11 protein-coding genes are annotated in these 13511 nt (G+C 64.8%); 8 read left to right on the forward strand and 3 right to left on the reverse strand.

Features of this window, described 5'->3' with window-relative positions; translation table 11 throughout:
• Positions 1-186 precede the first annotated feature (186 nt).
• Positions 187-1437 carry an allantoate amidohydrolase gene (locus DRB17_RS17040; RefSeq protein WP_241503879.1) on the reverse strand — a complete coding sequence of 417 codons (1251 nt, stop codon included), beginning with the start codon at positions 1435-1437 and terminating at the stop codon, positions 187-189.
• 123 nt (positions 1438-1560) lie between these two features.
• Here DRB17_RS17040 and DRB17_RS17045 point away from each other — a divergent pair, with 123 nt between their 5' ends.
• From DRB17_RS17045 to DRB17_RS20010, 8 genes are all read left to right on the forward strand, one after another.
• Positions 1561-2220 (forward strand): DUF1028 domain-containing protein, encoded by a 660-nt coding sequence (locus DRB17_RS17045; protein ID WP_161958872.1) that lies wholly within the window; start codon positions 1561-1563, stop codon positions 2218-2220.
• A gap of 110 nt (positions 2221-2330) precedes the next feature.
• Entirely contained in the window at positions 2331-3896 is a 1566-nt protein-coding gene (locus tag DRB17_RS17050) for an ABC transporter substrate-binding protein (protein WP_206607928.1), read from the forward strand.
• Positions 3897-3975: 79 nt separating this feature from the next.
• Positions 3976-4923: an ABC transporter permease gene (locus DRB17_RS17055; protein WP_114583438.1), complete on the forward strand. Its 948-nt coding sequence runs from the start codon at positions 3976-3978 to the stop codon at positions 4921-4923.
• Positions 4920-6851 carry a dipeptide/oligopeptide/nickel ABC transporter permease/ATP-binding protein gene (locus DRB17_RS17060; RefSeq protein WP_114583439.1) on the forward strand — a complete coding sequence of 644 codons (1932 nt, stop codon included), beginning with the start codon at positions 4920-4922 and terminating at the stop codon, positions 6849-6851. Before DRB17_RS17055 ends, DRB17_RS17060 begins: the two co-directional genes overlap by 4 nt.
• Positions 6848-7849 carry an ABC transporter ATP-binding protein gene (locus tag DRB17_RS17065; protein ID WP_114583440.1) on the forward strand — a complete coding sequence of 334 codons (1002 nt, stop codon included), beginning with the start codon at positions 6848-6850 and terminating at the stop codon, positions 7847-7849. The genes DRB17_RS17060 and DRB17_RS17065 overlap by 4 nt, the downstream gene beginning before the upstream one ends.
• The gene (locus DRB17_RS17070) at positions 7846-8616 is read left to right on the forward strand and encodes a FadR/GntR family transcriptional regulator (protein WP_114583441.1); all 771 of its coding nucleotides are present in this window, start codon (positions 7846-7848) and stop codon (positions 8614-8616) included. The genes DRB17_RS17065 and DRB17_RS17070 overlap by 4 nt, the downstream gene beginning before the upstream one ends.
• Before the next feature lie 308 nt (positions 8617-8924).
• Positions 8925-10607, forward strand: coding sequence for an EAL domain-containing protein (locus tag DRB17_RS17075; protein WP_161958873.1), 1683 nt, complete (start codon positions 8925-8927; stop codon positions 10605-10607).
• A gap of 16 nt (positions 10608-10623) precedes the next feature.
• Positions 10624-12336 (forward strand): division plane positioning ATPase MipZ, encoded by a 1713-nt coding sequence (locus DRB17_RS20010; protein ID WP_161958874.1) that lies wholly within the window; start codon positions 10624-10626, stop codon positions 12334-12336.
• A gap of 45 nt (positions 12337-12381) precedes the next feature.
• Here DRB17_RS20010 and DRB17_RS20370 read toward each other — a convergent pair whose 3' ends face one another.
• On the reverse strand, positions 12382-12765 hold the full coding sequence (locus DRB17_RS20370; protein WP_161958875.1) for a DUF4332 domain-containing protein: 384 nt from the start codon (positions 12763-12765) through the stop codon (positions 12382-12384).
• Positions 12766-12925: 160 nt separating this feature from the next.
• Positions 12926-13210, reverse strand: a complete 285-nt coding sequence (locus DRB17_RS17095; RefSeq protein ID WP_114583445.1) for a PilZ domain-containing protein — start codon at positions 13208-13210, stop codon at positions 12926-12928.
• Between the last annotated feature and the right edge of the window lie 301 nt (positions 13211-13511).

Below are 13511 nucleotides of genomic sequence, written 5' to 3' on the forward strand. Positions count from 1 at the left end.
AGATCAACAACCTCAGGGCGAAGCTATGTCGGCCAGGGGAATCCTGCCGGTCGCGGGGATCGGCAATGCAACCCTTCCTAGCCTGTCGCACCAGATTACATCATGGATTTGGCTAGACGCACTTATCCATAATGTTGCAATCCAAAGGCGTTTGGCGCTCTTAAATGTCTCGCAGTGATCTAATTGCTAGGAAAGACTGCCAAGGGTCCGCAGCAGGACCTTTGCGGCCATCGCCGCGTCCTCGGCCATTATAGACTCTCGCGGATTATGACTGATTCCGCCAGCACAGCGGACAAACAGCATCGCCGTCGGGCACAGATCCGCCATCGCCATTGCGTCGTGCCCGGCGCCGGAGAACAGGTGCCGCGGTGTGCCGCCTTCCTGGGTAATGGCCTCTGCCAGCGCCGTCTGGAGGCCGTCGTCGCAACGACTGGCCCCGATTTCGTAAACCGGCTCGACGGTAACGCAGAGGCCACGCGCATTCCCGATGGCGTTCAATTTCGCGGTGATCTCGTCGCGGGCGGTCGTGCGCCGCGCATCGTCGGGCGCGCGGAGGTCGATCGTGAACGTCACGCGGCCGGGAATCACGTTGATCGCTCCCGGTTGCGCCTGAAGCCGGCCGACGGTCCCTACGAGGTCGCCGGCATCGCGGCAATGGCGCTCTATCGTCGTGATGGCCTCGGCTGCGCAGGCCAGCGCGTCGCGCCGGCGGTCCATCGGCACCGTGCCGGCATGTCCCGCCTCCCCCTCGACGGTGACCGTCAGGCGGCTGCAACCGGCGATGGCCGTGACGATGCCAAGTGGCAGGCCTTCGGCTTCGAGAACCGGCCCCTGCTCGATATGGACTTCGAGGAAACCACGGATGTCTTCGGGTCGGCGAGCAATGTCCGGAATCCGCTCGGGCGACAGGCCGAGGTCGCGTAGCGCCTGCTCCACCGTCACGCCGTCGTCGTCACGGCGAGCCAGAACGCCCATATCGAAGGTGCCAGCCAGCGCCTTGCTGCCGAACAACGTCGTCTGGAAGCGCGTGCCTTCCTCGTCGCCGAACGCCACCACCTCGATGGCCAACGGCAGGCGCCGGCCGGCATCGTGCAGTGCCTGCACACAGGCGATTGGCACGACGATGCCGAGCATGCCGTCGTACTTCCCGCCGTTGCGCACGGTGTCCTGGTGCGAGCCCATGATAAGCGTGGGAGCGTCCGGGCTCTCTCCCTCGTAGCGGCCGACCAGCGTGCCGGCGTCGTCGAGATGCGTCGCCATGCCCGCCGCCTGCATCCAGGCCCCGATCAACTCGATGGCGGCGCGGTGTTCCGGCGTGGCGAAGCGGCGAGTCAGCGCGCCCTCGTCCTCGCTGATCGCGGCGAGCGCGTCGAGCCGCTGCATCAGGACATCGCCGAGCCGCTCCGGCAAGGCCGCCGCCCCCTCTCCGCCAGTCATGCCGTTCTCCCAACCTGGACCGAGGCTTGCCGGCAAAAGCGTGTGGCAGCCTCTGTTCGATCCGCTAATTATCATGATAGATATACGGTGAGGCAACCCGGCGTCTGAATGCGGAAGGCGCGCATGACTTTTTCCATCGTCGCCCGCGAACCGTCGAGCGGGCGCTTGGGCGTAGCTGTAACCACCTGTCACTTCGCCGTCGGCGCCACGGTGCCCTTCGCACGAGCCGGCTGCGGCGGCTTGGCGACACAGGCATCCACGAATCCGCTTTACGGCGTGGACGGTCTTCTCCTTCTCGAACAGGGCATGTCGGCGGCGGAGGTGGTTTCCCGCCTCACGGGCGCCGACCGGGGACGTGAGCATCGGCAGGTCATCGTTGTCGGTGCAAACGGCGACACCGCCGGATGGACCGGGGAGGAAACGGTCGGCTGGGCTGGCCATAAGACGGCGGATTCCGTGGCTGTTGCCGGCAACATGCTGACGGGCCCGCACGTGGTGGATGCAACCCTGGCCGCCTATCGGAACGCCACCGGCGGCGAGCTCGCCGACCGGCTTCTCGGTGCACTTCAAGCCGGCGAAGCCAAGGGCGGCGACAAGCGAGGGCGCCAGTCCGCGGCACTCTACATCGTCGATACGGAGCCCTATGCCGCGCTCGACCTCCGCGTTGACAACCATGCCGATCCGCTAGGCGAACTGGCGGTGCTGCTGCGGGAAAGCCGACAGCCCTATGTTGCCGATTTCCGGGCGTCGCTGCCGACCCGCCACAACCCGCACAGTTATTGATGCACGCCGTGCTTGCGCGCTGGCAAGTTTGGCGCTTAGGATCGATAATTAATAATGACAAATAGGGGCGAAAGCCGACTCCTTACGCCCGCGAACAGAGGAGGCATGAAGTGCGAAAGCGCATCGTCACCTGGTTGGCAACGGTCCTTGCCGGTATCATGCTCGCCGGCGGAACGGCCGCCGCGCAAACCCCACCCAACGTCCTGGTCGTCGGCCAGATCGCCGAGCCGAAGTCGCTAGACCCGGCCGCGGTCACGGCGGTGAACGACTTCCGCATCCTGGTCAACGTTTATGACGGCCTGGTGCGCTACAAGTCCGGCACCCTGCAGGTTGAGCCGGCGCTGGCCACTTCGTGGGAGATCAGCGAGGACGGCACGGTCTACACCTTCAAGCTGCGCGAGGGGGTCACGTTCCACGACGGCACGCCGTTCAACGCCGAGGCCGTGAAGTTCAACTTCGAGCGGATGCTGAACGAGGATCACCCCTACCACGACACCGGGCCGTTCCCGCTGTCGTTCTTCTTCAACGCCATCAAGGAAACCAAGGTCCTGGGCGAGCACGAGGTACAGTTCCGGCTGGACGAACCCTATGCGCCGCTGCTCAGCAACCTGGCGTATCCGACGGGCCTGATGATCTCGCCGGCGGCCGTGAAGGAGCATGGCAAGGACGTCGGCCGGCACCCGGTTGGCACCGGCCCCTTCAAGTTCGTCGAGTGGGAGAGCAACCGCAAGGTCGTGGCCGAGAAGAACGGCGACTACTGGGACGGCGCGCCCGACCTGCAGGCCGTGGTGTTCCGCCCGATCACCGATGCGAACACGCGCGTGACCGAGATGCTCTCGGGCGGCATAGACATGATGGTCGAGGTGCCGCCGGACAACGTCGCCACCTTCCAGAACGATCCCAGCTTCCAGGTGTTTGAGCAGGCCGGCCCGCACGTCTGGTTCTTGATCCTGAACCTGAAGGAAGGCCCGTTCGCCGACAAGCGGGTGCGACAGGCGGCCAACTACGCCATTAACAAGAAGGCGCTGGTCGAGGATGTGCTGCAGGGCACGGCCACCGTCGCCAACGGACCGACGCCGGCGGCCTTCGCCTGGGCGCACAATGACGGCATCGAGCCCTACCCCTATGATCCCGAGAAGGCGCGCAAGCTGATCGAGGAGGCCGGCTACGACGGCGCGGAGGTGACCTTCTACGTCACCGAGGGCGGCTCCGGCATGCTGGACCCGGTTGCGATGGGCACGGCAATCCAGGCCGACCTCGCCGCCGTGGGCCTGAACGCGAAGATTGAGACCTATGAGTGGAACACCTTCCTGGGCAAGGTGAACCCCGGCCTGGAAGGCAAGGCCGACATGGCCGAGATGGCCTGGATGACGAACGATCCGGACACCCTGCCCTTCCTGGCGCTGCGCAGCGACGCTTTCCCGGACAATGGCGGCTTCAACTCGGGCTATTACGCCAATCCGAAGGTGGACGAGTTGCTGGAAGCCGCCCGGCGCAGCACCGACCAGGACGAACGCGCGAAGCTCTACAAGGAGATGCAGGAGATCGTCCACGAGGACGCCCCCTGGGTTTTCGTCGCGAACTGGAAGCAGAACGCCGTCGCCAGCGAGCGGGTGAAGGGCTTCCAGCTTGAGCCGTCGTTCCTGCTGCTGCTCGACGGCGTCTCCAAACCGTAACCACGCGAGCCTCCCGTGCGAGCCGGCTGTGTCCGGCTCGCACGGACCTTAATCCCTATCGTCGGGGGAGCGTGCGACGATGCTCGTCTACGCCGGCAAGCGACTGCTGATGACGATCCCGGTCCTGCTGGGGATCTCGATCATCGTCTTCCTGATCATGGCGATGATTCCCGGCGACCCGGTCACCGCGATCCTGGGGTCCTACGCAACACCCGAGAATGCCGAGCGGCTGCGCGATCAGCTTGGCCTCGACCGGCCGCTGGTGGAGCAGTACCTGATCTGGCTCGGCAACGTCCTTCAAGGCGAGTTCGGCCGCTCGTACAACCTGAACCGCCCGGTGATCGACGAGGTGCTTGAGCGGTTCGGCCCCACGCTGTTGCTGGCGGGAACGTCGCTTATCCTGTGCACGATCTTCGGCCTGCTGGCTGGCGTCGTTCAGGCGGTCCGGCAGTACGGCTGGCAGGATAAGCTGATCAGCCTGCTGGTTCTGATAGGTATCTCCACGCCGTCATTCTGGCTGGGCATCGTGCTGGTCCTGCTCTTCGCCGTGGAGTTGGGCTGGTTCCCGGCAAGCGGCATGTTCGCGATCTATGGCGGCGGCGGGCTTGGGGACCTGCTGCACCATTTGGCGCTGCCCGCCTTCACGCTGGCGGTGGTGGCGACAGGCGTGATCGCCCGGCTGACGCGGCTCAACATGCTGGAGGTGCTGCGTCAGGATTACGTACGCACCGCCCGCGCCAAGGGCATGGGTGAGCGCACCGTCATCATGAAGCACGCCTTCAAGAACGCCGCTGTCAACGTGGTGCCGGTGATCGGCGTGCAGGCCGGCTTCGTCATCGGCGGCGCCGTCTACATCGAGACGGTATTCCAGTGGCCCGGCATCGGGCGGATGCTGGTCACGGCGATCTCGACCCGCGACGTATTGCTCGTGCAGGGCGGCGTCATGGTCGTGGCCGCCGCTTATGTGTTGTTCAACCTGATCGCCGACCTTGTGCAGCACGCGCTCGACCCGAGGATCTCGACATGACGGCGATAGCGCAGCGGGCAAGCGGGCGCAGGCGCCGTTCCGGTCGCCCGGGCATTTGGGCGCGGCTGTCGCGCAATCATCTGGCCGTGGTCGGGCTAGGTATCGTCGCCGGTATGTGTGTGCTGGCGCTGATGACGCCGCTTCTGCCGCTGGCCGATCCGAACGCCACCGATCTTGCGGCACGACTGAAGCGCCCGTTTACCGACGGCCACCTGTTGGGCACCGATCAACTTGGCCGCGACATGCTCTCCCGCATCCTATGGGGTGCGCGGGTCAGCATCGCCGTCGGCGCGGTGGCCACCATCGTCGCGGCCACGATCGGCTCGCTGATCGGCATTGTGGCCGGCTTCTACGGGCGCTGGCTGGACAACACGCTGATGCGCGGCGTCGACATGCTGATGGCCTTTCCCTATATGCTTCTGGCGCTGGCCATCGTCGCCGCGTTGGGCCCGGGCCTGCTGAACGCGCTTTTCGCCATCGCCATCGTTAACATCCCGTTCTTCGCCCGTTCGGTGCGCGGGGTAACGATCAGCCTTGTCCGCCTGGAATACGTGGATGCCGCGCGGATGTCAGGCCTGGGTAACGGTCGCATCCTGTTCAGCGAGATCCTGCCCAACGTGGTGCCGGTGATCGTGGTGACGATGTCCACGACCCTGGGCTGGATGATTCTGGAAACGGCAGGACTCAGTTTCCTGGGCCTGGGCGCGCAGCCGCCGCAGGCCGACCTCGGCTCCATGCTGGGCGACGGACGAAAGCTGGCGATCACCGCGCCGCACGTGGCAACGATACCGGGCCTTGTCATCCTGGTCCTGGTGATCGGCATCAACCTCCTTGGCGACGGCATCCGCGACGTCCTCGACCCGCGGCTCAAGTCCGGCGCGCTCAGCCGGCCCCGCGCGATGACCGAGGTCGCGCCGGCCGCCATGAGCCAGCCCGAGCGCTCGGCCCACAGCAACGCGGCCCTGGCGCTGGACCGGCTTTCGACGGAGTTCCGCATCGGCCACGACGTCTACCACGCGACGCGTGACATCAGCTTCCAGGTGGCGCCCGGCGAATGCGTCGGCATCGTCGGGGAGTCGGGCTCCGGCAAGTCGGTCACGGCGATGTCGGTCCTCGGCCTGGTGCCCACCCCGCCGGGCCTGATCGCCGGCGGCCAGGTCGTCTATCAGGAGGAGAACCTGCTGGCAGCACCACTGCCGCGCCTGCAGCAGGTGCGCGGCGGCCAAATCGCCTACGTGTTCCAGGATCCGCTCACGACGCTAAATCCGCTTTATACCGTTGGCGACCAGATTGCCGAAACCGTTGAACGTCACCAGGGCCTATCGCGCCGGGACGCATGGCAACGCGCGGTGGAGCTTATGGAATCCGTGCACATTCCCGACGCCGCCGGTCGCGCCAGGGCGTATCCGCACGAGCTGTCGGGCGGCATGCGCCAGCGCATCGTCATTGCAATGGCGCTGGCTAACGACCCGGACGTCATCATCGCCGACGAACCGACCACCGCGCTGGATGTTACGATCCAGGCCCAGGTGCTGAAGCTCCTCGACGAATTGCGGCGCAAGCACAACGCCGCACTGGTCTTCATCACCCACGACTTCGGCGTGGTTTCGGAGATCTGCGACCACGTGCAGGTGATGTACGCCGGCGAGGTTGTCGAAAGCGGCCGCGTGCAGGATGTCTTCGAGCGGCCGCTGCATCCCTATACCCGCCGCCTGATGAGCTGCATCCCGCAGCTTGGCCGCGGCCGCAACCCCATCGCCGCGATACCTGGCCTGCCCCCGGCGGTGAACGACCTGCCGCCAGGCTGCCCCTTCGCGCCGCGCTGCGATGTGGCCACCGCGGCCTGCACCCCGCGGCCGATATCGCTGGCACCACACGGCGAGGGACGCGAGGTGCGCTGCATCCGGCCGGGAGAGTCGCCGGCATGAACGAGATCGTGCTTGAAGCCGCCAGCCTGGAGAAGTCGTTCGGCGGCCGGGGCCTGCTGCCCTGGGGCAAGGGCAAGCGCAGCCTGCAGGCGGTGCGCGGTGTGGACCTGCAGGTGCGCAAGGGCGAGACGCTTGGCATCGTCGGCGAGTCCGGTTGCGGCAAGTCCACGCTGGCCCGCATGCTGGTCGGCCTGTCGGAGCCGACCGGCGGGCGGGTTGCGCTATCGGGCCGGGACGTCGCCGAGATGCGCCGCAATGCCCGCAGCGAACTGCGGCGCAAGGTGCAGTTCGTGTTCCAGGATCCGCTGTCCTCGCTGAACCCGCGCAAGACGGTGCGGCAGATCCTGGAAGCGCCCCTGGACAATCTTCTTCGAATGCCGCGCGACCGGCGCCGGGAACGCGTGGCGGAGCTGATGCAGCTCGTCAACCTGCGCCCCGAATTCGTCGACCGCCACCCACACGAGTTCTCCGGCGGGCAAAGCCAGCGCATCGGGATCGCCCGCGCGCTTGCTGCCGAGCCGAAGGTGATGGTGCTGGACGAGCCTGTCTCCGCCCTCGACGTCTCCGTGCAGGCGCAGATCCTGAACCTGCTGGGCGATTTGAAACAGCGCCTGGGGCTGACATACGTCTTCATCAGCCACGACCTCGCCGTGGTGGAACACCTGTGCGACACCGTCGCGGTGATGTACCTCGGCAACGTCGTTGAACATGCCCCCGCGGAAGAGATCTTCCGCTCGCCACGCCACCCCTATACGCACGCGCTGTTGCAGAGCGTGCCGACATTGGGGCGGCGCAGCGACCCGGACGCACTCTCTGAGGGCGAGTTGCCCAATCCCGCCGCGCCGCCGCCGGGCTGCGCCTTCGCGCCACGGTGCCCACGCGCCCGCGACGACTGCCGACAGGCGCGGCCGCCGTTGGAGCGGATGGCTGACGGCCACCTTGCCGCCTGCTATTACCCGCTTGCCAGGGAAGCCGGGAAGGACGCCAGCCAGGCATGAACGGGGCCACCAACAAGGGTCGTAGCCGCAAGCGCTCGGACATCGTCGTCGACGAGATCAAGCGCTGGATCATGAACGACGAAATCGCACCGGGTCGCCGCCTGCCCCAGGAGCGCGACCTGATGGCCCGCTTCAACGTCAGCAAGGGCACGATCCGCGAAGCCCTGAAATCGCTCGAAGTGCAAGGGCTCGTCCGTATCCGCACGGGACCCAGCGGCGGGGCGTCGGTGACGGTCGTCAGCTACGCCAGGGCGATGGAACTGCTGAGCAACTATTTCTATACGCAGTCCATCACCATCGCCGACATTTACGCCGTGCGGAAACTGGTCGAGCCCGAAGTGGCGGAGATGGTCGCCGGGCGCCTGTCGGATTCGCAGATCCTTGCGCTTGAGCACACAATCGATATCTGCGCGGGTGAGCCCGCCGGCGGCGCGGACGGACGGGCGCAGCGCATCGCGGAACTGGACTTCCATGACGTCCTGGCCGACGCCTGCCCCAACCCCCTCCTGAGCTTCTTCTGCCGCTTCGCCAACAGCCTTCTGAAGAACCTGGCTGTCTGCGAGGAAATCTATGACCGGCCGCAGAACGACCTCACCCGCGAAGGCCATGCCTACCACGCGGCTTTGCTGACGGCGCTGCGCGAGGGCAATGGCGCAACCGCCCGTCGCTTGATGCGCGATCATATCGCCGCGGCAGAGCAAATCATGCTGGACTCCGAGGCCAAACTGGAACGGCGTTTCGTGCTGCCCGGCGACGATGCCCGCTGAATGGACGTTCGGCACAATTTTCGATAGCGCGCTGACAGGTTGCGAGCCTTCCCGTTGGCATCGACGCCTTCCCCATATTTGAAAATAAAAGTTCCGCGTGGTGCCGTGACACCATATTGCGGACCACCCAAACCATTTTTAATACTTAAGTGGTAGACAATCATTTAACCGCTTTTCAACAAAAAAAGAATTAGCGTTTACGAGATACAATAAACTTGCACTCGAAACACTTGCGTTCATTGAATGAAGTGTAGCGGAAATTCCTCTGTTGACTGGTGACCGGCAAGGACAAACGCACAATGCAACCGATGGAACGAGATAGCAGCGGAACCCCGTTCAATGCGGCGGGCGACAAGCCGAACGCGCCCCCCATTTCGGTATCGACCGAGTCACCGTTCAGTTGGGCCGACCTGCTGCTCGTCGCCAACGCCTCGGGCCGGATCACGGCCGCGCACGGGAACTGGCGCGGCTTTACGGGTCACGGCACGGAGGATCTTGCCGGCCTATGGCTGCGCGACGTCATGGATGGCACGGCGGTGGAGGAACTGCTGACGACGCCGCGCAACGGCGTGCGCCGCGCACCCGTCTGCGTTCGCCTGATTGCCGAGAACGGAAACCAGCTCGAGGCGCGCGCCGCGGCGGTCGCTGTCGCGCCGCTGGACGGAACCTGCATCGGTATCCGCATGACGCCGACGCAGTCGAGCCAGGAGCCCCGGGAGATGTCGTCCGGCGCTTCCTCCCGTGCCGGTCTCGCACGCTCCGCCGCGCGCGGCATTGCGACTGGGACGAGTGCGCTAAGCATCCTCGGCTTCAGCGCACCGAGCGAGTTTGCCGCGGGCGCGGTCAGCGATTGGACATGGCAAACCTGTCTGCAGGCGCTCGACGGCCGTATCCGCGGTCAGTTCGCCGGCTGCGGCAGCGTTACCCGCCTGAACGACAACCTATATGCCATAGAGCATGACCCGCACTGCGACGTCACCGCCATGTGCGACGAGATCGAAGGCGTGGGCAAGCATTATGATGATTCCGCCCCGTCGTGGAACGCGGTTTGCGCGGGGGTGAACGACTGCGTTCCCCCCGGCACGGAACAGGACGAGCTGACGAAGGCGCTGATCTGCTCGCTTGCCCGTCTCGGCGAGGTCTCGTCGTTCTCGACCACCGACTTTCAGGGCAACATCGCACGGCTACTGCAGGAATCCATTGCCGACGTTCGCGGCTTCGAGCAGATGCTGGACGGCAAGGGCTTCGGCGTCGTCTACCATCCGGTATTGAATGCGCGCAGCGGCCTTCCGCTTTATGTTGAGGCGCTGTGCCGCTTCCATGCCGACAGCGGCGCCTCGCCCTTCCGCCGGTTGGCATTCGCCGAGCAGACCGGACTCGTTCACCTGTTCGACGCCGCGATGGTGCGGCACATCCTCAGCCGCATGGCCGAGGCCGGCGGCAGCGCGGCGGCGTCCAGCATCGCCATCAACATCTCTGCCGCGTCGCTTGAGAACACATCCTTTGCCGGTCTGCTGCACGAGGTCCTGCAGGCCTCCTCCGTCCCGCCCGAGCGTGTCGTATTCGAGATCACACAAGCCGAGCGTATCGCCGACATCGATAAGGCAAGCGCGTTCGTCCACGACCTGCGCCACCGGGGCCATCGCGTTTGCCTGGATGACCTGAGCGCGGGATCCGTCAGCTTCGAATACCTCAGCCGAATTGACGTCGACTACGTCAAGCTGGACGGCGGTGCCGTGTCGCGCGCCCGCAATGCGGCCAAGGGCCGGGCATTCCTGTCGGCCCTGACGGATCTGTGCCGGCGGATCGGGACGCAAACCATTGCGGAGATGATCGACGAGCGGGAAACCCTCGAATTCGTCCGCGAGTGCGGTGTCAGTTATGTCCAGGGCTTCCTGTTCGGTAAGCCCACCGAGCACCTCCAACAGGCCGCGTCCATGCCGGCGACAGGGTACTTCGCGACGCGCGGACAGGATCAGCCACTTCCCTAGCGGAACGGAGCGGAGGATGCGCGTCATCACGGTCACGGCCGCCGAAGCCGACACCGAAACCGGTCCCATAGCCGACCTGCTCGCCGATGCCGCTAGGCGTATGGAGCCGCCACTGAGCTGCACACGGCTTGAAGCGCCGCACGACGGCGGGACCGATACGCTGATCGAAACGATCCGGCGGCAGGACGCCGACCTCTGCGTCGTGGACGCAAGATCGGAGGCGTTTGCCGGCCAAGCCGCCCTTGCAGGCGCCTCGGACTTTGCCATCGTCGCGATCGACGGCGCTCGCACTGGCGCACTCGATATTGGCGGTGCGCTGGATGCCTGTGCTTCGACGGGCACGGAATTCGCCTTCGTCATCTGCAACACGCCGGTAGAAGATATCGACACCGATCTTGTGCTCGGACTGGTTCAGCATGGGACCGTTGCCCCCGGCAGTCTCCGCGCCACGACGGCAACGCCGGAAGCACGGCAGGACGCACTTGAACTGCTGCGATATCTCGATGACCGTGTGCAGCCGCTGGAGCGGTATCTGGGCGACCCGCAAGTTGCCCGGGAGCCGGAACCGGCGGAGCGCCGCGCCTTCCGCCGCTGGTCCATCGAATGGCCGATACGCGTAGCGACCTCCGACGGTTACCAAGCCGTCAGCCTGACTGATATTTCCGGCAGCGGTATCGGTTTCAGCACGAACCTGCGCTTCAAGACCGGGGAGGCGGTGGACATCGAAATCGCCGGGCTCGGCACCTTCAAGAGCCAGATCGTCTGGCAAGGCGGTCAGCAGGTCGGGGCCCGTTTTCACCTTTCATCGGAAAACGCCGAGGCGCTGGCGGCGGAGATCCAAAAGACGGTCGACGAGCGTCGGCGCCAGTGGTTCGACGCACGCCGGCGCAGGGCCGGGACTGTCGCCTCGACCGGGACCGGGCAACAGAACAAGCCGCCTCCCGGTCCTGCAATATACCAAGGCAATCGCGCGCCAGTCGTCGTCGTGATCAACTCAAAGGGCGGCACCGGCAAATCCACGATCGCCGTTCACCTTGCCGTCGCCCTGCTGGCGGATGGCCACAAGGTGGCGACGATGGACCTCGACCGGGAACAAGGCACGTTTACCGACTTCATCCGCGCGCGAAAGAGCCGCGCAAATGCCGACGCTTTGACAACTCCCACCGCGCATTTCGGCGGCGCGGAAAGCCCTGCCGGCAACTTCGAGGCGTTCCTGGACGATCAGGCCGACGCCGGCTGCTACGTGGTCATCGACACCCCCGGACAGCGCTTCGATGAAATCGGCTGTGTGCTGCGGCGGGCGGATCACATCGTCATTCCGATCAACGACAGCTTCCTCGACCTCGCCGTGCTCGATTCGCCGGACTCTGGCACGAGCGCGAAGCCGCTTCTGCCCGCACTGTTAAGGGAAAACGCGCAAACGTCGCGAACGATCTGGATCGTCCGCAACCGGCTGAGCCCGCTTTACTCCCGCAACAAGGCCCGGATCGCCGACGCGGTCGCGCAATTGTCGGAAAGCTATGGGATCCGAATTGGCGACGGGATGAGCGAGCGCGTCATCTACCGGGAACTGTACAACGACGGCTTGACAGTCTTCGATATCGGCCAAACCGGGAAGACGAAGTTGACGATGTCGCATCTATCGGCACGACAGGAGATTCGCTCGCTGGCGCGGATGATGCGCAAAACCGGCGCACAATCTCGCGCGCCGGAGAAACGCATCGCTTAAGGGCCTGGCAGCTACGGCTGGCCCGGCAAGCTTCGGGAACGGCCTCTACGCCATATCCTTCGCGGCGTCGACCCATCGCTTGACCCGCGCCTCTGTAACCGTCGGCTGGTAGGTCTTCAGCTTTTCGGTAAGTTCCGCCACATCCGAGCCTGCCAGCCCTGCAATCGTCGTAATGCCAAGCTCTTGAAGCGTCTTCTGTGTCGCGGGCCCAATTCCCTTGATGACCGTCAGGTCTTCGGCGGCGGTTTCCGGAGTCGGGGCGGATTCGCGGACAGGTTCAGCGGCCGCGGGCTTCGGCGGCATCTCCTCTGAAGCTGGTTGTGGCTCGGCAGTTTCGCGTTGTTGCCTATTTTCCTGCGGCGCCTGCGTGGCGCTCTCGCTGTGCTGCTTTTCCTGAGGCTGCGGCAGCCACCAGAAGGCGAGGTTCACCCAACGTCTGAGAAACTCCGTCCACATTTTTGCCTCGCTGCGATTTTTCCAATTGGACCATGAATGAATGACCCAGGCACCGGCGTCCCGCGCCCTGGCACCGACGACCGGGCATGGCGGATACGGCCTTGCGATAAGCGAGCATCGGGTGGATAGAGTATCAGTCCACGAACCGTACGCCAAAGATCCCGGCTTTTTGCCAGACCACCTCACACGGGCGCATTGGCCCATGCGTTACCTTCAGGTCGAATTCATCCGGACAAAGCAGCGGATCGGATGGACGGACTCGCGCGCCCTTCTCCGACATGTCGAGCACCGCGCAGTCCACGACGCAATGGCCATCCTGAAAGATAATCTTCCCCTGCTTCAGGGTGCGCCGGCGCGACGCATTGCGACGTTCCAACGGCTGCATTTCGGGGTCGCCGTGAAGCGCTGTCGTTGCCATGGCCCTGCTTTTCCCGCCTGCCCGTCGTACATGAGGTCTTGGTGAATATATCTTTAATGCGACATAACTCAAATATATTCCAACTTCAATTTCCTACCTAGCCGAATTATCCAAATAATTGGTAAACGTTGTTCGTTAATTTCCTCTCGAATTTGGCGCCTTATCAACTGCCTTTCGAGCGTAACACTAGCAGGACGCTGAAAAAGTAGCTGACGCCGGCGGTTTGGCGTGATTCCCTCCGGCATGGACGAACGCGGGAGGGACGGATGCGCGGGGACGACGGCCGGTCGGGCAGCCTGTT

It is taken from the genome of Ferruginivarius sediminum (assembly GCF_003344765.1).
Lineage (GTDB): Bacteria > Pseudomonadota > Alphaproteobacteria > Kiloniellales > Rhodovibrionaceae > Ferruginivarius > Ferruginivarius sediminum.